General features: G+C 66.1%; 19 protein-coding genes. 9 read left to right on the top strand and 10 right to left on the bottom strand.

The features are described 5' to 3' along the window. Positions 1-4: 4 nt before the first annotated feature. Together egtE and A5645_RS00110 are read left to right on the top strand one after the other, a co-directional pair. Complete coding sequence (egtE, locus tag A5645_RS00115) at positions 5-1,114, top strand: ergothioneine biosynthesis PLP-dependent enzyme EgtE (protein WP_065128070.1); 1,110 nt, start codon at positions 5-7, stop codon at positions 1,112-1,114. Between the two features lie 188 nt (positions 1,115-1,302). Beyond that, positions 1,303-4,401, top strand: coding sequence for a PPE family protein (locus A5645_RS00110; protein ID WP_065128069.1), 3,099 nt, complete (start codon positions 1,303-1,305; stop codon positions 4,399-4,401). Here the strand turns inward: A5645_RS00110 and A5645_RS00105 are convergent. Next, positions 4,395-5,081 (bottom strand): class I SAM-dependent methyltransferase, encoded by a 687-nt coding sequence (locus A5645_RS00105; protein ID WP_065128068.1) that lies wholly within the window; start codon positions 5,079-5,081, stop codon positions 4,395-4,397. The genes A5645_RS00110 and A5645_RS00105 overlap by 7 nt on opposite strands. Before the next feature lie 35 nt (positions 5,082-5,116). Here A5645_RS00105 and A5645_RS00100 point away from each other — a divergent pair, with 35 nt between their 5' ends. Both A5645_RS00100 and A5645_RS00095 read left to right on the top strand, forming a co-directional pair. Beyond that, the gene (locus A5645_RS00100) at positions 5,117-5,554 is read left to right on the top strand and encodes a helix-turn-helix transcriptional regulator (protein WP_065037926.1); all 438 of its coding nucleotides are present in this window, start codon (positions 5,117-5,119) and stop codon (positions 5,552-5,554) included. 25 nt (positions 5,555-5,579) lie between these two features. Next, on the top strand, positions 5,580-6,002 hold the full coding sequence (locus A5645_RS00095) for a VOC family protein (protein WP_065128067.1): 423 nt from the start codon (positions 5,580-5,582) through the stop codon (positions 6,000-6,002). On the opposite strand, the gene A5645_RS00090 is transcribed toward A5645_RS00095, so the two are convergent. Together A5645_RS00090 and A5645_RS00085 are read right to left on the bottom strand one after the other, a co-directional pair. Continuing rightward, positions 5,999-7,471, bottom strand: a complete 1,473-nt coding sequence (locus A5645_RS00090) for a glutamate-cysteine ligase family protein (protein WP_065128066.1) — start codon at positions 7,469-7,471, stop codon at positions 5,999-6,001. The two genes, A5645_RS00095 and A5645_RS00090, sit on opposite strands and share 4 nt — an antisense overlap. Before the next feature lie 18 nt (positions 7,472-7,489). Next, on the bottom strand, positions 7,490-8,269 hold the full coding sequence (locus A5645_RS00085) for a class I SAM-dependent methyltransferase (protein ID WP_065037923.1): 780 nt from the start codon (positions 8,267-8,269) through the stop codon (positions 7,490-7,492). Between the two features lie 10 nt (positions 8,270-8,279). On the opposite strand from A5645_RS00085, the gene glpK reads away from it, so the two are divergent. Next, positions 8,280-9,830 carry a glycerol kinase GlpK gene (gene glpK, locus A5645_RS00080; RefSeq protein WP_065128150.1) on the top strand — a complete coding sequence of 517 codons (1,551 nt, stop codon included), beginning with the start codon at positions 8,280-8,282 and terminating at the stop codon, positions 9,828-9,830. A 20-nt stretch (positions 9,831-9,850) separates the two neighbouring features. Here glpK and A5645_RS00075 read toward each other — a convergent pair whose 3' ends face one another. Continuing rightward, positions 9,851-10,588 (bottom strand): PadR family transcriptional regulator, encoded by a 738-nt coding sequence (locus A5645_RS00075; protein WP_065128065.1) that lies wholly within the window; start codon positions 10,586-10,588, stop codon positions 9,851-9,853. A gap of 126 nt (positions 10,589-10,714) precedes the next feature. Here A5645_RS00075 and A5645_RS00070 point away from each other — a divergent pair, with 126 nt between their 5' ends. Then, positions 10,715-11,095 (top strand): hypothetical protein, encoded by a 381-nt coding sequence (locus A5645_RS00070; protein ID WP_065128064.1) that lies wholly within the window; start codon positions 10,715-10,717, stop codon positions 11,093-11,095. On the opposite strand, the gene A5645_RS00065 is transcribed toward A5645_RS00070, so the two are convergent. Beyond that, a complete protein-coding gene (locus tag A5645_RS00065; protein WP_065128063.1) occupies positions 11,096-11,998 on the bottom strand; it encodes an RDD family protein in 903 nt (300 codons plus the stop codon). Positions 11,999-12,052: 54 nt separating this feature from the next. Here A5645_RS00065 and A5645_RS00060 point away from each other — a divergent pair, with 54 nt between their 5' ends. Continuing rightward, entirely contained in the window at positions 12,053-13,045 is a 993-nt protein-coding gene (locus A5645_RS00060; RefSeq protein WP_065037928.1) for a stage II sporulation protein M, read from the top strand. Between the two features lie 91 nt (positions 13,046-13,136). On the opposite strand, the gene A5645_RS00055 is transcribed toward A5645_RS00060, so the two are convergent. The 5 genes from A5645_RS00055 to A5645_RS00035 are packed head-to-tail and all read right to left on the bottom strand — an operon-like array spanning position 13,137 to position 18,543. Further along, on the bottom strand, positions 13,137-14,459 hold the full coding sequence (locus A5645_RS00055; protein ID WP_065128062.1) for a DUF58 domain-containing protein: 1,323 nt from the start codon (positions 14,457-14,459) through the stop codon (positions 13,137-13,139). Then, positions 14,459-15,427 (bottom strand): AAA family ATPase, encoded by a 969-nt coding sequence (locus A5645_RS00050; protein WP_065123486.1) that lies wholly within the window; start codon positions 15,425-15,427, stop codon positions 14,459-14,461. Before A5645_RS00050 ends, A5645_RS00055 begins: the two co-directional genes overlap by 1 nt. After that, positions 15,424-16,575: a DUF4350 domain-containing protein gene (locus A5645_RS00045; protein WP_065128061.1), complete on the bottom strand. Its 1,152-nt coding sequence runs from the start codon at positions 16,573-16,575 to the stop codon at positions 15,424-15,426. The genes A5645_RS00050 and A5645_RS00045 overlap by 4 nt, the downstream gene beginning before the upstream one ends. Further along, positions 16,557-17,207, bottom strand: a complete 651-nt coding sequence (locus tag A5645_RS00040; protein WP_065128060.1) for a DUF4129 domain-containing protein — start codon at positions 17,205-17,207, stop codon at positions 16,557-16,559. The genes A5645_RS00045 and A5645_RS00040 overlap by 19 nt, the downstream gene beginning before the upstream one ends. Before the next feature lie 10 nt (positions 17,208-17,217). Then, the gene (locus tag A5645_RS00035) at positions 17,218-18,543 is read right to left on the bottom strand and encodes a DUF7847 domain-containing protein (protein WP_436405455.1); all 1,326 of its coding nucleotides are present in this window, start codon (positions 18,541-18,543) and stop codon (positions 17,218-17,220) included. A gap of 75 nt (positions 18,544-18,618) precedes the next feature. Here A5645_RS00035 and A5645_RS00030 point away from each other — a divergent pair, with 75 nt between their 5' ends. Both A5645_RS00030 and A5645_RS00025 read left to right on the top strand, forming a co-directional pair. Further along, the gene (locus tag A5645_RS00030; protein WP_036362801.1) at positions 18,619-19,083 is read left to right on the top strand and encodes a GatB/YqeY domain-containing protein; all 465 of its coding nucleotides are present in this window, start codon (positions 18,619-18,621) and stop codon (positions 19,081-19,083) included. A 33-nt stretch (positions 19,084-19,116) separates the two neighbouring features. After that, positions 19,117-20,427, top strand: coding sequence for an HNH endonuclease signature motif containing protein (locus A5645_RS00025; protein WP_065128059.1), 1,311 nt, complete (start codon positions 19,117-19,119; stop codon positions 20,425-20,427). The last annotated feature ends 19 nt before the right edge of the window (positions 20,428-20,446 follow it).

The raw sequence follows: 20,446 nt of genomic DNA, 5'->3' as shown, positions 1-20,446 counted from the left end.
GACCGTGACGAACTCGCTGGCCGAGCGCTGGCGCGCGGCCAGGCCGCCCGCGGCGGTGCTGCACCTGGACAACGCGGCGTGTTCGCGGCAGAGCTTGGCGGCTCTGGATGCAGCGGCGCGGCACGCCTTGCACGAGTCCGAGGTCGGTGGCTACGTGGCGGCCGATGCCGCCGCACCCGTATTGGACGCCGGCCGTGCCGCGGTGGCCAAGCTGTGCGGCCTCCCCGACGCGGCTGACATCGTATTCACGACCGGTTCGTTGAACGCATTGGATCTGCTGCTCCGTAGTTGGCCGGCGGAGGCCCGCACCTTGGCTTGCCTGCCCGGTGAGTATGGACCGAACCTGGCGGTCATGGCGGCCCACGGATTCGAGGTGCGACCGCTGCCGGTTCTCGAGGACGGCCGGCTGGCCATCGACGACGCGGCTTTCGCGCTTCAAGAGAATCCGCCGGACCTGGTGCACCTGACACCGGTAGCCAGCCACCGCGGCACCGTGCAGCCGCTGGCGATGGTGGCGCAGCTCTGCCGTGAGCTCGGGGTGCCGTTGGTCGTGGACGCCGCACAGGCCCTCGGCCAGATCGACTGCGCCGTGGGCGCCGATGTCACGTATTCGTCGTCACGCAAATGGATCGCCGGGCCGCGCGGGGTGGGGATTCTGGCGATGCGACCCGAGCTGACGGCGCGGCTGACCCAGGGGGTTGAGCAACTCGGCTTCGGCGAGGCAAATGTGGCTGCCCGAGTAGGTTTCTCGGTGGCGCTGGGCGAACACCTGGCTTATGGCCCCGAGAACGTTCGCGCACGGCTGGGTGAATTGGGCGGCATCGCCCGCTCGCTGCTGACGGACGTCGCCGGGTGGGTGGTCGTCGAAGAGGTCGACGAACCCAGCGCGATCACCACGTTGGTGCCGGTCGACGGGGCCGACCCGGAAGCCGTGCGGGAGTGGTTACTCGCCGAGCGTCGGATCCTCACCACGTACGCCGGAATCGCGCGGGCGCCGATGGAGCTCACGGAACCGGCGCTCCGCATCTCGCCGCATGTTGACACGACGGCCGACGAGTTGGAAGTCTTTGCCGAAGCGCTGATTTCGGCCACTGCGGCCACATCCGCTGGTTGAAACCCGTCGCACCAACCGGAGCGCCCACTCCATGCCAAAAGTCTCGAAACTCGCCTCCCAAGCAGTAGTGCATATTGCGCGTGTGTGGAGTAACTTCGCTCGGTACGCGTATGAAGTGGCGGGGGGCAGGGACCTAGGCACTCCCGCAGCGAACCGCTCGAAGATGAGCTGTCGGAAGGGTTGCGAGGATGAATTTCTCAGTGTTGCCGCCGGAGATCAACTCCCTTCGCATCTTCGCTGGAGCCGGCTCTGCGCCGATGCTGGGCGCCGCGGCGGCCTGGGACGGACTAGCCAGCGAACTCGCCGTGGCAGCCAACTCATTCGGGTCGATAACCTCCGGACTCGCGACCGCGTCGTGGCAAGGCGCCGCATCTCAGGCGATGGCGGCCGTGGCCGCTCCATACGCCGGCTGGCTCAGCGCTGTCACCGCCCAAGCGGAACAGGCGGCTTCCCAGGCCCGGAACATGGCGAGCACGTTCGACGCAGTGCGGGCCGCGATAGTTCACCCCGCGGAGATCGCGGCAAACCGCAACGTGCTGCTGTCGCTGATCCGTACAAACATTTTCGGATTCAACACTCCGGCGATTTTCGCCGCCGAGGCCGACTACGAGCTGATGTGGGCGCGGGACGTCGCCGCCATGTTCGACTACTACGCGGGGGCGTCGACTATCGCATCGGCCCTGACGCCATTCACGCAACCGTTGAAAGCTTTGGCCGGTCTGCCGGGCCAGTTGGCAACCGGTTCGGCTGCGGCGGCCTCCGCAGCACCCGCCGCTGCGGAGACGCTGCAAACGTCGCTCGGTTTCGCGAACTTCGGTGGCGGCAACTTCGGCTTCGGAAACTTCGGCTACGGCAACAGAGGCGATGGAAATCTGGGCAACTCCAATATCGGGTCGGCAAACCTGGGTAGCTGGAACATCGGCTTCAGCAACCTGGGTAACGCCAACCTCGGTCTCGGAAACTTCGGCTCAGGCAACCAGGGCTTTGCCAACACCGGCAGTTTCAACATCGGCTTCGGTAACACCGGCAACAACAACATCGGAATCGGTCTGACCGGGGACAATCAAATCGGTATTGTGTTGAATTCCGGCAGCGGTAATATCGGGCTGTTCAACTCCGGAAACGGGAATGTCGGTTTCTTCAACTCGGGCAACGGAAACTTCGGGCTCTTCAACTCGGGAAGCTTCAATACCGGCATCGGCAACTCGGGCCTCGCGAACACCGGGTTCTTCAACCCAGGGTCCTCCAACACCGGATCCCTCAACGCGGGCATTGGCAATACGGGCTCGTTGAATGCCGGCGACTACAACACGGGTGACATCAACCCCGGTTCCTACAACACCGGCAGTTTCAATATCGGCAACACAAATACCGGCTTCGCCAACTGGGGTGACTACAACACCGGATCCTTCAATTCAGGCAACATGAACAATGGCTTCGGTTGGACCGGTGAACGACAGGGCGGCATCTACTTCGCGGTGAGCACACCCGAGATCACCCTGCCCGCGGTCGACATACCGCCGATCGAGGTGAGCGCATTCGACCTGCCGCAGATCTTCGTCCCGCCGATCGATATCGGCCCGTTCACGTCGCCGGTCGCCCGGCTGACGGAATTCCTGCTTCCGACGATCGGCATTCCGCCGATCGATATCGGGCCATTCACGTCGCCGATCGCCCGGCTGAATCCCTTCCAGACGCCAGCCATTACGCTGCCGTCACTGCACTTCCCAGGGGGGACGACTCTGGCGGACGTCGTGCTACATGCCTTCCAGACGCCGGCGATTACATTGCCGGCGCTGAGTTTCCCGGCTGGGTCGACGTTGGCGGACTTGGTGTTGGGTGCCTTCCAGACGCCGGCGATCACATTGCCGTCGCTGAGTTTCCCGGCTGGGTCAACGTTGGCGAACCTGGTGGTGGGTTCGTTCGAGTTGCCGGAGATCACAGTGCCGTCGATTACTATTCCCGCCTTTAGTATTCCGAAGATTGGAATAGGGGGATTTGGCACGCCGGTTATCACTACTCCTCAAATATCGGTACCGGACATAAATCTTCCTGCAGTGGTCATCCCGAAGTTCGAGACACCCGATATAGTAGTTACGGGATGGACGTTGCCTTCTATCATCGTTCCGGCTTTCAATTTCCCGACGATAACCTTGCCGAATGTCGATGTGCCGGGTGGTCAGTGGACATCCATACTGCGGCTAGACACCGACTTCGCCTTAGCTCCTACCTATAGAATCGATATAACGGATATACCTTCGATTTCGATTGGCAACAGCAATTCGGGCAGCTTCGGCGGCTTTACCTTGCCGGGGATCCAGATTACGCAAATGACCTTGCCGACAATCGAAATCAGTAATAACGGTGGCAACTGGGGCTTCCCGTCCATCACGCTGAGTGGTATGACAATCCCTGGGACGACAATCAATTCTGTCGGGTTCACCGGCTTCGATCTGCCGCAAATCAACGTGCCGGCGATTACGACGCCCCAGGTGACAATTCCGTCGATCGGGCTCAGCGACTTCTTGCTGCCGCAGGTGAGTTGGCCGGCGTTTACGACTCCGGAGTTCACGATTCCGCCGATCAAGCTGAGCGATTTCCTGCTTCCGCAGTTGAGCTGGCCGGCGTTTACGTTGCCGGAGTACACAATTCCACCGATCGGCATCGGCGACTTCCTGCTGCCGCAGCTCTCCTGGCCTGCGTTCGACACACCCGAGTTTACGATTCCGCCGATCGACATAGGCAGATTCGATCTTCCGCAGCTCTTCTCGGAGGCCTTCAAGCTGCCCGAAATCGGGATCCCGCCGATCTCGATCGGCGAGTTCAATCTCCCGCAACTTTTCTCAGAAGCGTTCCAACTGCCCACGATCGGTATTCCGCCCATCAACGTCGGCGAATTCGAGCTGCCTGCACTTCACATTCCGCCGATCATCCTGGCCAGCCAGAAGCTCTTCGAGTTGCAGATTCCGCCCGCGCCCGGCTTCGGCAACACCCTCGACGACCTCTTCACCTCGTCGGGCTTCTTCAACACCGGCGGCACCAACGCCTCGGGCTTCTTCAACAACGGGTCGAATGTGTCCGGGTTCTTCACCGGTAATCCGCTGGGGCTCACCGGAGCTTCGGGCTACAACGTCTTCGGCGAAGGCTCGTCCGGGCTGTCGGTCCTAGGCGGCGCCGTGTCGGGTCTGTTCAACATCGGGGCGTTGCCACCAAGTGTCAGCAGCTTCCTGTCGGGCCTGCAGAACATCGGCTCGAACCTGGCCGGCATCTTCGTGCAGAACTACTGATCCGCTTTGTGCGCGGTGAGCAGGTAGGCGGGCATCTTCACCCGGCCCTTCTCGTCGCGGTCGTGCTCCGGAAACTCGATCGGCGGACCGGGCATCGGCGGCGGCGTCGCGGGCGCGTTGGCATGGATGAAGGCCGGTTGGATCTCGTCGACCACCCAGTACCTGCTCACCGCGTCCCTCAACTCGTCCTCGTCGACTTCATTGGGCTTGGGTTCCAGCTCGGCCGGGAAGGCGCCTTTGGCGAACACCAATACGTAGTAGCTGGCACCCGGCGCAGCCGCGTTGAACACCGAGCGCAGGTAACCGTCGCGGCCCTCGATCGGCAGGGAATGAAACAGCGTGCTGTCGATCACGGTGGAGAAGCGCCCATCGTGCCCGCTGAACGCGGTGATGTCGGCCTGTTGGAAGCTCGCGGTGGACAAGCCCCGCTCCCGGGCGGCTTCGGTGGCCGCCGCGACCGCAGTCGGCGTGATGTCGACGCCTACGACCGTGTAGCCCTGCGCCGCCAGCGCCAACGACAACTCCGCGTAGCCGCAGCCGGCGTCCAACACGTCGCTGCGGACCTTGCCGGCCGCGATCAACGAGGCCAGTTCGGGCTGCGGTTCGCCGATGTTCCACGGCGGCGGTCCCGCGAAGACGCCCTGCCGGTATGCGTCATCCCAATCCATCACTTCAGCCATGTGACCCAAAGTACGCGCGCCGCATACTGGAACCCATGGCGCAGCTTCCGCCGGCCCGCTATCTGCTGCGGGCAAAAGACTTCGTCGACTCCCGCTACGCCGATCCGATCACGGTAGACGACCTGGCCGCGGCCGCCGGTCTGTCGCGCGCGCACTTCAGCCGGATGTTCACCCGCACGTTCGGCGAATCGCCTCGCTCCTATCTACAGACGCGCCGACTCGAGCGCGCCGCCGCACTGCTGCGCTACACCGACCGATCGGTCGCCGACATCGCCGTCATGGTTGGTCTGCGCAGCGTCGGCTCATTCACCACCAGCTTCGCGCGGGTGTACGGCTTACCGCCCGCGGCCTACCGGGCCAGTATTCCGCCGGCGTCGGTGCACGCCCGGGTGCCGAGCTGCATCCTGGCTCGGGACACTCGCCCGCCCGCCGACAGTCGTATCAAGACAGCACACGGGGAGAAGACGGACTGATCCGCCGGACCGTAGCGTGGTGCCCATGATGAAAATTGCCAGTGCCCATTTGTGGGTGCACGACCAGGAAGTCGCGTTGAAGTTCTGGACCGATCAAGTGGGTTTGGAAGTGCGACAAGATGTTTCGCTGCCGGAGGCGGACTTCCGATGGCTCACCGTCGGCCCTCCTGGCCAAGATGATGTGTCCATCGTGCTGATGGCGATCCCGGGACAGCCGGTGATGGACGAGGTGATGACCCAAAAGCAGGTGGCCGAACTGATGGCGAAAGGCTTCGCAGGCACGGTGTTCCTGACCACCCAGGACTGCCACGCAACTTACGCGGAGATGAAGTCCCGGGGCGTGGAGTTCACCGAAGAACCGCATGAGATGCCCTACGGCATTGACTGCGGATTCCGCGACCCGTCAGGCAACAGTGTCCGGTTGACCCAACTCGCGGAGGACTTCTAGACCTCCCAGGTGTGCACCGGCTCGTTGGCGTGCATGTGCCCGCAGTACCGGCGCAGCATTTCCGCCAGGGCGCGCGACCGGGACATGCCGGCCTCTTCGAGCGCTGCAACCGTGGCGACCTGCCAGGTCGCACCGTTGCGGCCCGCCCGGGCGCGACCCTCGATCACACCCAGAAAGCGGTCGCGCACTTCGCTATCGACGCCCCACCGCTGCAGCCCCTCGTAAGCCATCGGCAGCAACGTGTCCAAAACCAGTCGCTGCGTGCTGATCTCGCCGACGCCCGGCCAGTGCAACCGCGCATCGATACCGTGCTGGGCCGCTTCGAAGAAATTGCGTTGGGCCACCGGGAAACTCATCTGCGACCACACCGGATGCTCGGCTTCGGAAAGGGTCCGCAGCAGTCCGTAGTAGAACGCCGAATTCGCCAGCATGTCAATGACACTCGGTCCGGCCGGCAATACCCGGTTCTCCAGGCGCAGGTGCGGGCGCCCCTCGACGACGTCATAGACCGGCCGGTTCCAGCGGTACACCGTGCCGTTGTGTAGGCGCAGCTCGGCCAGCGCCGGGGCGCGGCCGGCGGCCAGTTCGGCGGCTGGGTCCTCGTCGGAGAGTTCCGGTAGCAGGGACGGGAAGTAGCGGACGTTCTCCTTGAACAGATCGACGACCGAAGTAATCCAGCGCTCACCGAACCAAACTCGCGGTCTTACCCCCTGTGTCTTCAGCTCCTCGGGCCGCGTATCGGTGGACTGCGCGAACAACTCGATACGGGTCTCCGACCACAGCTGGTGGCCGAAGAAATAGGGCGAATTCGCGGCCAGCGCCAGCTGCGGTCCGGCCAGGGCCTGGGCGGCGTTCCAGTTGGCGGCGAAGTCGTCCGGAGCCAGCTGGAGATGCAATTGCACACTGGTGCAAGCGGATTCGGGTGCAATTGAAGGAGCCTGCCAGCTCAGCGGTTCCGGACCGGAGATGTTGATCGAGATGTCCTCACCCCGGGCATTGAAAATCGAGTCGTTCAAAGCGGTGTACCGGGTGGATTCACTCATCCAGCCGTCAGTGAGGTGCTCGGGCATCAGGGTGGGCAGAATGCCGATCATCACTATGTGTGAGCCGCTGGAATTCGCCTTGAGTTCCGCATCGTTCAGGCTGGCCCGCACTTCCTTTTCCAGATCCAGGCCGGTGTGTCCGGGCAACGGGCGCGGCGGGACATTGAATTCGATGTTGTAAGCGCCCAATTCGGTTTGGTAGGCCGGATCAGCGATCGCGTCGAGCACAAACCGGTTCGACATCGCGGGCTGGTAGTCGGCGTCGACCAGGTTGCACTCGATCTCCATGCCGGTGAGCGGCCGCTCGGAGTCGAAGCGGGTCTGGGTCAGCATCGCCTCGAAGACGTCCAAGCACAACTGCACTTTGCGCCGGTACTCCCGCCGGTGTGTGCGGTTATACGTGGTGCGCTTGACTTCTTCGCCCACAGCACCGATGCAACAGGTTTACCGGGCGCCGCGCAAGCTTGCCACCACGATCTGGGGCAGCGGCCGCAGCGACTTGTTGAATACCCGGCCGCCGCGCAGCTCGACCTCGATCCTTGGGTCGGCATGTTCGGCCAGCGCCAGCAACGCCGAGCGACTGTAGGCCCGAAGCGAGCTGATGATCCCGTCATGCGGCATGGGGAACATCGCCAGCGGCAGCATGTGAGCCAGCCGCAGCAAATGCAACATCGACGGGGGCCGCGGCAGATCGATGATCACCAGCTTGTCGGCGACCCGGGTCCCTTCGCTGAACACCCTCGACGCCAACGCCGGCGGCAGATGGTGGAAGGACAGCGCGAACACCGCGAGATCGTAAGCGCCGTCCGGGCAGTCGATGGCCGTGGCGTCGAGTCGACGAACCAAAGCGCGCGGATGCGAACCCAGAGCACCCGCGCCGATAGCGGCAACCAGCGAAGTGTCCACGTCGGAGACCGTCACGTGTGCGGTGGCATGCATGTCGAGCAATGCCCGCGCCAGCCCGCCGTGTCCGGATCCGAGCTCCAGGATTCTGGGCTCGGGCACGTCGGCTACCTCGTCCAGCACGATGCGGGCGATCGTCTTGTGCAGGCCGAACACCCTGCCCACCCGGTCCAGGGAACGGATCGCGGCGCGCTTCTTGGCGTCCACGTCGTCACGGTCGATGTATTCCGGACGGTCGGTCTCCAGCCGGCGGTCCAGCCACGACGCGTGCGGACCACCACGCGGCATGCTCTCGATGTCAACGGTCACGTAGGCAATCATGGACGATTACATGCAGTGTCCGTCGTCGCCCCTAGGAGGCCAATTGGCTGAGTTCGTTGCCGCTATCGACCAGGGCACCACCAGCACCCGCTGCATGATCTTCGATCATGACGGCGCCGAGGTCGCTCGTCATCAACTCGAGCACGACCAGATCCTGCCTCGCGCCGGCTGGGTCGAACACAATCCGGTGGAAATCTGGGAGCGCACGGTCTCGGTGCTCATGTCGGTGCTGAACGCCAGCAACATCTCCGCGAAAGACATTGCCGCCCTGGGCATCACCAACCAGCGCGAGACGACGCTGGCGTGGAACAAGCAGACCGGGCGCCCCTACTACAACGCCATCGTCTGGCAGGACACCCGCACCGACCGCATCGCCTCAGCGCTGGACCGGGACGGCCGCGGCGACATCATCCGCCGAAAGGCTGGCCTACCGCCGGCCACCTATTTTTCCGGCGGCAAGTTGCAGTGGATCCTCGACAACGTCGACGGGGTGCGCGCCGACGCCGAGCGCGGTGACGCCCTGTTCGGCACCGCAGACAGTTGGGTGCTGTGGAATCTCACCGGCGGCGCGCGCGGCGGCGTGCACGTCACCGACGTGACCAACGCCAGCCGCACCATGCTGATGAACCTGGAGACGCTGGACTGGGACGACGAACTGCTGTCGTTGTTCTCCATTCCGCGGGCGATGCTGCCCACCATCGAGCCGTCCTCGCCGCTGCAGCCCTACGGCGTCACGTCGGACGCCGGTCCCGTGGGCGGCGAGATTCCGATCACCGGGGTGCTCGGCGACCAGCACGCGGCGATGGTGGGACAGGTATGCCTGGACGCGGGCGAGGCGAAGAACACCTATGGCACCGGCAACTTCTTGTTGCTGAACACCGGCGAGACGATCGTGCGGTCCGACAACGGCCTGCTGACCACGGTCTGCTACCAGTTCGGCGATGCCAAACCCGTCTACGCCCTGGAGGGCTCGATCGCGGTTACCGGCTCGGCCGTGCAGTGGCTGCGCGATCAACTGGGCATCATCAGTGGCGCCGCGCAAAGCGAGTCGTTGGCCAGACAGGTCGCCGACAACGGCGGCGTGTACTTCGTACCGGCATTCTCCGGGCTTTTCGCGCCGTACTGGCGCTCGGACGCCCGGGGAGCGATCGTCGGTCTGTCCCGGTTCAACACCAATGCTCATTTGGCTCGCGCGACGCTGGAGGCGATCTGCTATCAGAGTCGCGACGTGGTCGATGCCATGGAAGCCGATTCCGGTGTCCGTCTGGAAGTGCTGAAGGTCGACGGCGGCATCACCGGCAACGACCTGTGCATGCAGATCCAGGCCGACGTGCTGGGCGTGGACGTGGTGCGGCCGGTGGTGGCCGAGACGACCGCGCTAGGCGCCGCCTACGCCGCGGGTCTGGCGGTCGGCTTCTGGGACGGCCCGGATGACCTGCGCCAAAACTGGCACGAAGACAAGCGTTGGACGCCGGACTGGGATGACGACCAGCGCGCGCAGGGGTACGCGGGTTGGCGCAAAGCCGTGCAGCGAACCCTGGACTGGGTCGACGTGTCCTAGGTTCGCGACGAGGCCGGGCCTCAGTCCTCGCCGAGGATCCCGTAGATCTCGCGGCGCGCATTGTTGAGCACGTCGGTGATGCGCTGCTGTTGCTCGGCGCTGGCGGCGTGCGCGGACTGCGCGACCGCACCGAACAATTGGCGGGCGGCGGTCCGCAGGTTGATGTGGCCCGGGTCCACTCCCTCGGCGATCTCCTCCCAGGGTGGGGTGGACAGCTGTTCGGCGGCGGCACGTCCGTCGTCGGTCAGCTCGAACAGCTTCTTGCTGCCGTCGCTGTCATTGGCTCTGACCAGGCCCTCGTCGGCGAGTAGTTGCAGCGTCGGATAGACCGACCCGGGGCTCGGCTTCCATAGTCCGTTGCTGCGTTCGGCGATTTCCTGGATCATCTCGTAACCATGCATGGGCCGCTCTTTGAGCAGCGTCAGGATGGCCGCGCGGACGTCGCCGCGCCGGCCGCGGCCACCTCGGCGTCCGCCGCGACGGCCGCCCGGACCGAAGCCGAAGCCGGGGCCGAACCCAGGCCCGAAGCCCGGTCCGAAACCGGGACCGAAGCCCAACGGTCCGTCATGATCTTGGGCGTGGTCGCGGAGCTGGTCGAAAAATTCGCGTCGGGCCGCCCGCCGGGCACCAAGCAGCGCGCGGCGCTGAGCCGGCCCCGGCCGGACTCCGCCGCCAAAGCCGGGAGGGCCGAAACCGAATCCCGGTCGTGGGATAGATGGTCCGTCGAGGGGACCGAAAGGACTGAAAGGAGTGTTCATGTCTGGTTCCTATAGTTCGTGGGTGTATCGTTACATATCACGATATATCGTGAACGAACGTGATGCAACGATTTTGCCCTGCGCCTACCCGTTTGCAACCCCTGGGTGCTGGGTAGCACCTGACGCATGAACGGCAACAACCGCGACCTGACCATGGCTTCCGGTCCTGGTAGCGGCCCCGACGCGAGCGGCGACGACGGCGCCAAGGCGCGGGCCCGGGTCAACTGGGTGCTGGCACTGCTGACCGTTCCAGGGGCGGCCATCGTGATGCTGTTCGCGCTCGGAGCTGTGATGAGCACCGACTCGTGTACGCAACAGCGGTGCCCCAAGCTCGGTGGCGGGATCAATTTCGACGTCTTGTTCTACGGCCCGCCGCTGGTGGCGCTCCTGGTGATCGTCACCTCGGTCTTCACCGCAAAGCGGCGCACCGGTTTCCTGGTGCCGCTGGCCGGTTTGGCCCTGTTGATCGGCGACGTCGCGATTCTGGCGGCCAGCGTCGCACAGTGATCAACTCGGCGGTGCGAATCCGCCCGGGTCTGGGGGCCGGTTCGGTTCCGGTTCCGGTTCTGCTGCCCGCGACGGCCACGAGGTAGGCGCGGGTGTCGGCCCCGGTGCTGGCGGGGGCCCCGCCGGCCAACGCGGGGGCGGCGGTCCGGGCTGCGGGGGGATGCTGGCATGGAGCCGGGCAAGCTCGCGACGATGTCGCTCCGCCAGCACCGCGGCCAGAACCAGCTGGGGCGGGACTCCGGGTGGTGGTGGGGGCGCGATGCGGGAAACCACATCGTTGGCGATGCGGTAAGCCATCTGGTCTCGCAGCGCCGGGTCGAGTTGCATTGCCCGGGAAAGGAATTGGCGGGCGACCTCAGCCTGTCCGGCGGACAGTCCGGATAGTTGCAGCGACGACGCCCACCCCGCCAGTTGCGGCGGCATCATCGGCGGCGGCGTCAATCGGGGTCCGCGTTCGCTGACCACGACGGTGCCGGCGAAAATGTCACCCACCCGCTTTGCCTTCGGTGAGAGCACACTGCAGATCACGGCCGGGCTGCCGAGCAGCATCCAGATCTCCACCACCGACGCGAGCGCGCGAAACACGGCTTGGCGGAAGCGTTCTGGGCCGCCGTCGTCGCTCACCACCCGCAGCCCCATCACCATCTTGCCAAGTGAACGGCCCCGCGTCGCGGTCTCGATGGCGATCGGATAGCCGATTATGGCCAGCACCGTGAAGATGATGACGAACGCGACCGTCAAGGCCGAGTCGAACTGGGACAGCGTGGCCGCCCCCAACAGCAGTCCGAGGAAGTAGCCGACGAAAATCACGGTGAGGTCGATGATTGCGCTTAGCGCACGTACCGGCAGCTGGGCGATCTGGACGTCGAGTACGACCGCGTCCCCGGTTACCACCTCGGACATACTCCGGAACGGTACAGCCACTGCCGCCGGGTTGCCGCTGGGTAGGCTGCGATGGTGGACGTCGACGCGTTCCTGCTGACTCACCGCAGCACTTGGGACCGGCTCGAGGAGTTGATCAAGAGGCGCCGTTCGCTCACCGGTGCCGAAATCGATGAACTCGTCGAGCTTTACCAGCGCGTGTCCACTCACTTGTCGATGCTGCGGTCGGTGTCGTCCGACTCCGAGGTGACCGGCCGGCTATCTAGCCTGGTCGCCCGCGCACGCTCCGCGGTCACCGGGGCGCATGCCCCGCTCACCAGTACCTTCGTGCGGTTCTGGACGGTGTCGTTCCCGGTCGTCGCGTACCGAACCTGGCGTTGGTGGCTGGCCACAGCGCTGGCGTTTTTCGCCGTGGTCGTGGTCATGGCGTTCTGGGTTGCCGGCAGCCCCGAGGTGCAGTCGGTCATCGGGACACCGGCGGACATCGACGAGCTGGTAAACCATGATGTCGAGTCCTATTACAGCGAGCATCCTGCGGCGGCGTTCGCGCTGCAGGTGTGGGTGAACAACTCGTGGGTTGCGGCCAAGTGCATTGCGATGTCAGTCCTACTGGGACTTCCGATTCCGTTCGTGCTCTTCCAGAACGCAGCCAATGTGGGGGTGATCGCGGGCCTGATGTTCCAGGCGGGCAAGGGTGGTTTGCTGCTGGGCCTGCTGCTACCGCACGGTCTGCTGGAGCTGACGGCGGTGTTCCTCGCCGCTGCAACCGGGATGCGGCTGGGCTGGTCGGTGATCTCGCCGGGTGATCGCCCGCGGGGGCAGGTGCTGGCCGAGGAGGGCCGCGCGGTGGTGTCGGTCGCCGTGGGACTGGTGGGCGTGCTGCTCGTGGCGGGGCTGATCGAAGCGATGGTGACGCCGTCGCCGCTGCCGACGTTCGCGCGCATCGGTATCGGTGTCCTGGCTGAGGCGGCGTTCCTGACTTACGTCGTGTACTTCGGTCGCAAGGCCGTCGCGGCGGGCGAGACCGGGGACATCGAGGACGCGCCCGACGTCGTGCCGACCGGCTAGCCCTGGCGAGCTAGCCCTGCGAGTGTGAATCTCACGGCGCGACACGCCGCGGGACCGTCGTGGGCTGCACGGTGGGCCCACTAGCCGAGCGTCAGAGCTGGCCGGTCGCCTTCATCGCCAGGTAGCGGTCGGCGAGACCGGGCGCGATCTCGGTTGGGGGCGCATCGACGACTTCCACCCCGCTGCGGCGTAGTCGGGAGGCGATGGCCCGCCGCTCGTTGCGCGCGCGTTCGGCTGCGGCCGCGTCGTACACCGCCGCCGCATCCGATCGGCCGGCGGCCAGCTGATCCACCCGCGGGTCGGCGACCGCGGCGACCAGCACGTGGTGCTTGGCCGACAGCTGCGGGAGCATGGGCAGCAATCCCTCGTCCAGGGCGGTGGCGTTGAGGTCCGTCAGCAACACCACCAGCGACCGTCGGCGGGTGCGCCGCAGAGTCGCCGCGACCATTGCGCGCCAATCGGATTCGACGAGTGCCGGTTGCAGTGGAGCCATCGCGTCAACCAATTGCGCGAGCAACTCGGTGCGCGACGCTCCGAACACCGCGGCCCGGCTCACCCGATCGTGGGCCAGGAAGTCGACATGGTCACCGGCGCGGGAGGCCAGCGCCGCCAACAACAACGCCGCGTCCATCGCCCAGTCCAGCCGGGGCCAGCCGGCGGGATCGGCCGCCGTCGGATCGACGCCGACTCGTCCCGCTGCCATGCGTCCGGTGTCGAGCACGATGACCACCCGCCGGTCACGTTCGGGCCGCCATGTCCGAACCATGACGTCGGTGCGTCGCGCGCTGGCCCGCCAGTCGATCGACCGGACGTCGTCGCCTACGACATATTCACGCAGCGAGTCGAATTCGGTGCCCTGTCCGCGGATCAGGGTGGGCAGCAGCCCGTCGATCTCCCGCAACTTGGCCAACCGCGACGGCAGGTGCTTGCGCGACAAGAACGGTGGCAGAACCCGCACCTGCCCAGGCACCGACTGTGAACTCTGCCGTCCCGCCAAACCCAACGGGCCGATCGAGCGAGCCGTGACCGCGGCAGCACGCTGGTCGCCCCGTCGCACCGGTCGCAGCCGGGTCTCCAATTGCTGGCGCTGACCGGCGGCCAAAACCAGCGGCTGGGTCCGTGGTTCGGCGCGCGCGCTGGGCGGCCAGGCATCGCGAATCCGGCCACGGAACCGGCGCCGTCCGTCATTCTGCACCAGCAGGCCTGCCGTTACCGGCTGGCCCAGCCGAGCTGAAGTGTCCGGCGAACGGGTGAAGCGGAGGCGACGGGGGCTGGCGGCCAGCACCACATCGATGACCACCAAGATGGCCAGCACCAGCAGCAGTATCCCGAAAGCCTTTGCAGGCCAGGGTGATACCGCGATGGGCAGGACGCATATCAGCGCCAGCAGCCCGGTGCGTCCGGTGAGAATCACTAGCGGGGCACCGGGACCGAGGCCAGGATTCCGTCCAGGACGCCGTCGGGCGTGGCACCCTCGAGCTCCGCCTCCGGACGCAGCATGATGCGGTGCCGCAGCGTCGGACGGGCCATCGCCTTGACGTCGTCCGGGGTGACGTAGTTGCGTCCGGACAACCAGGCCCAGGACCGGGCGGTGCCCAGCAGCGCGGTCGCGCCGCGTGGCGAAACACCAAGCTGCAGAGCGGGAGAGGAACGCGTAGCGCCGACGATGTCGACGATGTAGCCCAGCACTTCATCGCCGATCAGCACCTGACGCACCGCCTCGCGTCCGGCCGCCAGCTCTGCCGGTCCGGCTATCGGCTTGATCGCGGAGAGGTCGCGCGGATCGAAGCCGTGAGCGTGCCGGCCGAGGATCGCGATCTCGGCGTCGCGCGGCGGAAGCGTCACATTCAGCTTGAGCAGAAAGCGGTCGAGTTGGGCTTCGGGCAGCTGGTAGGTGCCTTCGTACTCGATTGGGTTCTGGGTCGCGGCGACGATGAACGGGTCCGGCAGGAGTTTCGGTTCCCCGTCCACGCTGACCTGGCGCTCCTCCATCGCCTCGAGCAGTGCGGCTTGCGTCTTGGGTGGCGTCCGGTTGATCTCGTCGGCCAGCAGCAGGTTGGTGAACACCGGACCGGGCCGGAAAGCGAACTCCGCGGTGTGCGTGTCATAGACCAGCGAGCCGGTGACATCGCCCGGCATCAGGTCCGGGGTGAACTGCACCCGCTTGAATTCGAGCTGCAAGGCAGCGGCCAAGGCGCGCACCATCAGTGTCTTCGCAACTCCGGGAACACCTTCCAGCAGCACGTGGCCACGGCACAGCAGCGCGATCACCAGGCCGCTGATCACACCCTCCTGTCCGACAACGGCTTTGGCGATCTCAGAGCGCAGCTCCAGCAGTGCCGCACGGGCGGTGTCGGCGGTCGGGGCGGTGGACTGTGTCACGAGTGGGTGACCTGCCTTTCGATGTCGTCCAGCGCACGGGCTAGCTGGAGTAGGTCGCCGTCATTCGCCGGCGGTGGACCAAATAGGTGGTATTGGACGAGGTCCGGGGTGGCCCCGCAGCGCTCGGCGACCGTCATCACGACGGCCGCTGGTGCGGCACTGGGGCCGAGGCCGAGCCGGGGCAGCAGCCGCTGTAGCGTCGCCGTCCGCAATGCCTCCGCGGCACGATCGCGGGCGCGCCGGGACCGGTAGAGGCGGCCGCGGCCTTCCACCGTCTCCGAGGCACGGACCACGACCGGAAGTTCCTCGGCTACCAGCGGCCCGAGGCGCCGGCCCTTCCACAGCGCGACCAGGATCACCACCAGCCAGAGCTGCCAGACGATCCACGTCACGTTCTCCGGGATCAAGTCGAAGATGGACCCGTGCGGGGTGCTGTGCCCTTCGGCGCGCTGCGGTGCGTACCAGATGACCCGGGGCCGGGCACCCGCGAGGTTCATCGCCAGCGCGGCATTGCCTTCTTCCAGGAGTCCGTCGTTGGTCATGAAGTGGCTGCTACCGACCACGGTGACGGTTCGGCCCTGCTCGCGGTAACTGACCAGGGCGCCGCCGTAACAACTGACCAGGTCCAGATCGCCCTTGGCCCGGTAGGCGTCAGTAGGTCCGAAATTCACTGCCCCCGCCCGGTTGGCCTGCGGCAGGGGGCAATTCGGCTCGTTGCCGAACTCGTCGGGAGCACCCACCCGCAGTTTCGGGGTCAGCGCCGTGCGGGCGCGGGTGGTCGGGTCCACCAGCAACAGGTCACCGGGGACGTCGGCCAGTCGCCCCAACAGCGTGTTGTCGGTGAGGTATTGGGTTTGCGCAATCAGCAGCAGGGTGTCCGGACGCGCGCCGCGCTCGACGTCGGCGACGGTGTTGGCCACCACCACCTCAACGCCGCCGTCGCGGAGCAGCGCCACCAGCGCGTGCCCCCCGGATGGGCTGGTGGCCTCGGGATCCATCGTGCCGCCCGGCCGGGGTGCGGTCAGATATGTGGTGATCGCGGCGACGACGGTGAGCGCTGCCAACGCGAGCAGCACCCCACGCCAGGGGCGCCGCTGGCGCAACTGTTCGGTGGCCGGACGGGTGGACGTCACCGGACCTGCGCCCAGGAGTTCGGCACCGCGGCGTGTTCCACCGGCGCAGTACCGGTGGCCCGCGAGCGCAGGTGGTCATCGAGGTCGGCGATCATCTGGTAAGCGGCTTGGGTGCCGGGCCGCTCTCCGTAGGTGACATCGTTGAAAGCCGTTGCCGCCTGGTCCAATTCACCGGCCAGATGCGGAAGGGCCTGTCCCGCGTCGTTGGCCAACTCGTTTGCGGTTCGGCCGGGCACGGGTGCGAGCACGCCGGTCTCTTCCAGTTCCCGCGCCACCGCGCGGAGCCGGTGTCGGATCGCGGCCGACCAGTTGCCCTCGGCGGCAAAGCTTTCCGCCGTGGCCCGGTGTTGGGCCGCGGTGAGCTGGCCGACGTCGAACAGTTCGTAATCGCCGCCGCGGTTGGTGCGCATGGTACGGCGCGCGACGTGGACTGCGACGACGACGGCAATCACCACCAGGATGAGCATTACGGTGACGGTGAACCAGCCGCCGGATATCTGCGAGGTCTTCGCCAACAGCCGAAGCAGGAACTCGTTGATCTTGTCCAAGATCGCGTCGGTCACCGACGGTTTGGGATAGATCGGCTTGTTCAGTTCGCGCTGGGCAGCCTCATGCGCGGCGTCACGGTCGATGTCGATGAAGGGCACTGTCAGCTCTTCAGAAAGGCCTGGTGAGCCATAGGTTGTCGGTGGATTCGACCGCGGCCGGTCCGCCCTGAGCGCCGGTCTGCAACACCAGATCGAACGCCTCGGCCCGGATTCTCCGGTCGGTGTAGAGCAGCACCACCACACCGGCGACGAAAGGCGCAGTGACGATCTGGCTGACCGCACCGCCGATGGACGACAGCGTGGTACCGACGAGCAGCGTGGTGGTGCTCGAGGAGCCCATCAGCAGAATCTCGCCGACCACACTGAAGGGCGCCGAAATCGCGCCGCCGACGATGCCGACCACCAGCGCCGCCAGTAACCGGATGCCCAGCACCCGCCAAAAACTGTTGCGTACCAAAGCAAAAGACCGGGCGATCGCGTCGAGTACCGGTAATCTCTCCAGCACGATCAGTACCGGTGCGAACAACAGCACGGTGTAGGCATAGGCCAGCAACAGCAGCACCAGGAGCAATAACGGCAGGCCCAGCAGGACCGCGGCCGCGGCGTTGGCGGCAGCCGTGACGCCGACCAGGATCACCACGACCAACCCGACGACCACCGCGATCCCGACCGCTTCCAGCAGCGCCAGGCCGAAAAGCGCGGGCAGCCTCCCGCGAACCTTCGTCCACGCTTCTTTGATGGTGATCGGCGATCCGAACACCGCGCGTCCGACCACGACGGTGAGCATCCCGCTGAGCAGCATGCCGCCCAGCCAACCCACCAACGCGCTGCCGGCCAGCGACGCGGTCCAGGCCCCCAAAGCCCCGAGGCTGGCCTCCGTATCGGCCGGAGAGTCACCAGAGTTCAGCCGACTGATGGCGGTCAGTGGTCCGATGGTCGCGAGTAATGAAATGACCTGCATGACGACCACGACCATGGTGGTTAGACCCAACGTCGGCTTGGGGTTGGCGCGGATGTAGCCGACGGCGCCGTTGAAGATGTCGCTCAGCGTCAGCGGTCGCAGCGGGATGATGCCGGGCTTGACCGCGCCCGGGATAAGGGGCGGACCGAACGGCGCCGCTCCGTAACCGGGACCCGGCGGGGGGCCGTATCCGGGCGGCGGACCGTAGCCCGGAGAAGGACCGTAGCCCGACGGGGGACCGTAGCCCGGTGGTGGGCCATAACCGGGGGGTGCACTGTATGCGGGAGGTGGACCGTATGCCGGAGGCGGACCGTATGCCGGAGGCGGGCTGTATGCCGGGGGCGGACTGTACGTCGGCGGTGGCTCGTTTGCCTCCGTCTCAGGCGCCGGGTCGCCCGAACTAGGCGGCAGCGTGCTCACCTGAGGTAGCCGCTGTCGTCGTTTCTCATGGGGTCCATCCTGTCGGCGGTCGATGCAATTCTCAATCTAAGTTCCGCTGGCGCCTCAGGCGTGCATTCGCCGAGGGTAGCGGCGCGTAGCGTCTCTGGAATGGCGGAACTCAAATCCCGGCTCAGGGCAGATCTGACCGAGGCGATGAAGGCGCAAGACAAGCTGCGGACGGCAACACTGCGGATGCTGCTAGCCGCGATTCAGACCGAAGAGGTCTCGGGCAAGGAGGCCAGAGAGCTTTCCGACGACGAGGTACTCAAGGTGCTGGCCAGGGAGTCGCGCAAACGGGGCGAAGCGGCCGAGATCTATACGCAGAACGGCCGCGGCGAACTTGCCGCCAACGAGCACGCCGAGGCGCGAATCATCGACGACTACCTGCCGACCCCACTGACCGACGCGGAGGTGGTCGACGTCGTCGAGACCGCGATCGCCCAGGTCGCCGAATCGCTGGGGCACCGACCAACCATGAAGCAGATGGGGCAGGTCATGAAGGTGGCGACGGGTATCGCCGAAGGAAAGGCCGACGGGTCCCGACTTTCCGCGGCGGTCAAAGACCGACTCTGATTCTTGTCACCCCACTATGGCATAATCGAACACATGTTCGACAGTGGGCGGTCTGCGGTGGAGGGGCCGACGGGGCGGGTGCCCTCGCCGGAGGCGTGGGCGGCTGAGGAGGAGTATTGGGAGCGCCGTCATCCCTCGAGCACTGCGGAGTCCGCGGGTTGGCTTGAGCAGCTCGGCGCGGGGTGGCGGGCGGAGAATCGGGCGGCCGCGGCGCAGTTGGTGGCGATCGGGAAGTTGTTCGCTTACCGGTTGTCGCGGTGCTCTGATACCGAGGAGTGGTGTGTGGACACCATGGAGGCGGTGGCCGCGGAGGTGGCGGCGGTGTTGCGGCTCAGTCAGCGGGCGGGGTTTTACCGGGTCGAAGACGCCCGGGTGATGCGCGAGCGGTTGCCGTTGACCGCGCAGGTGTTCATTGCCGGGGAGATGGATTACGGGTCGTTTCGGATTATCGCCGCGCGCACCATGTTGATCACCGATCCCACGATCCTGGCCACAGTCGATAGCCGGATCGCGGGCAATATCGGGCGTTGGCCCTCGTTGAGCAAGGGCCGGCTGGTGGGCCGGGTCGATGCGATCGTGGCCCGCGTTGATGCTGATGCGGTGCGCCAGCGCCGCCAGCGCCACCACGATCGCCAGATCAGCATCTGGCACACCGCCGAGGGCGCGGTGTCCTACCTGGAGGGCACCTTGAACCCGCTGGATGCCCACGCCCTGGATCAGCGGCTCAATGCCCTGGCCGCCACGGTGTGTGTCCATGATCCGCGCACCCCGGCCCAGCGGCGCGCCGATGCCCTGGGCGCGCTGGCCGCCGGCGCCACCCGGCTGGGGTGTCGCTGCGGGCGCACCCAGTGCGCGGCCGGGGCCCGCCCGGATGCCACCGCGGTCACCATCCACGTCATCGCCGAGCAGCCCACCCTCGAGGGCGCCAGCGACCACCCGGGTAGCCGCTGGTGCGCCGATGGGGTGATCACCCCCGAACTGTTGGCCGAACTCAAACTGACCGCCCAACTGGTGCCGCTGATCCACCCCGGCGATGCCGCACCCGAACCGCGCTACCGGCCCTCCACCGCCTTGACCGAGTTCGTCAAATGCCGCGACCTGACGTGCCGCTTCCCCGGCTGTGATGCCCCCGCCGCCGGCTGCGATGTGGACCACACCATCCCCTACGCCCAGGGTGGGCCCACCCACGCCGCGAATCTGAAATGCCTGTGCCGCTGGCATCACCTGATCAAAACGTTCTGGGGCTGGACCGACCGCCAACTCGCCGACGGCACCGTGATCTGGACCCACCCCGACCCGAGCTGCTCAAGCCAGCCCGCGGACTCCGCAGTGCTTGAGGGATGACGGCGCTCCAATACTCCTC

The organism is Mycobacterium asiaticum (assembly GCF_001673635.1).
Lineage (GTDB): Bacteria > Actinomycetota > Actinomycetes > Mycobacteriales > Mycobacteriaceae > Mycobacterium > Mycobacterium asiaticum_C.
This window is presented reverse-complemented; position numbering and strand designations above follow the sequence as displayed.

Bases quoted from the DNA above. Each gene is read 5' to 3' on its own strand.
- A5645_RS00070 (WP_065128064.1), top strand. From the start codon at position 10,715: ATGAACGGCAACAACCGCGACCTGACCATGGCTTCCGGTCCTGGTAGC.
- A5645_RS00075 (WP_065128065.1), bottom strand. From the start codon at position 10,588: ATGAACACTCCTTTCAGTCCTTTCGGTCCCCTCGACGGACCATCTATC.
- A5645_RS00025 (WP_065128059.1), top strand. From the start codon at position 19,117: ATGTTCGACAGTGGGCGGTCTGCGGTGGAGGGGCCGACGGGGCGGGTG.
- A5645_RS00030 (WP_036362801.1), top strand. From the start codon at position 18,619: ATGGCGGAACTCAAATCCCGGCTCAGGGCAGATCTGACCGAGGCGATG.
- A5645_RS00085 (WP_065037923.1), bottom strand. From the start codon at position 8,269: ATGATTGCCTACGTGACCGTTGACATCGAGAGCATGCCGCGTGGTGGT.
- A5645_RS00110 (WP_065128069.1), top strand. From the start codon at position 1,303: ATGAATTTCTCAGTGTTGCCGCCGGAGATCAACTCCCTTCGCATCTTC.
- A5645_RS00065 (WP_065128063.1), bottom strand. From the start codon at position 11,998: ATGTCCGAGGTGGTAACCGGGGACGCGGTCGTACTCGACGTCCAGATC.
- glpK (WP_065128150.1), top strand. From the start codon at position 8,280: ATGCAGTGTCCGTCGTCGCCCCTAGGAGGCCAATTGGCTGAGTTCGTT.
- A5645_RS00095 (WP_065128067.1), top strand. From the start codon at position 5,580: ATGATGAAAATTGCCAGTGCCCATTTGTGGGTGCACGACCAGGAAGTC.
- A5645_RS00100 (WP_065037926.1), top strand. From the start codon at position 5,117: ATGGCGCAGCTTCCGCCGGCCCGCTATCTGCTGCGGGCAAAAGACTTC.
- A5645_RS00105 (WP_065128068.1), bottom strand. From the start codon at position 5,081: ATGGCTGAAGTGATGGATTGGGATGACGCATACCGGCAGGGCGTCTTC.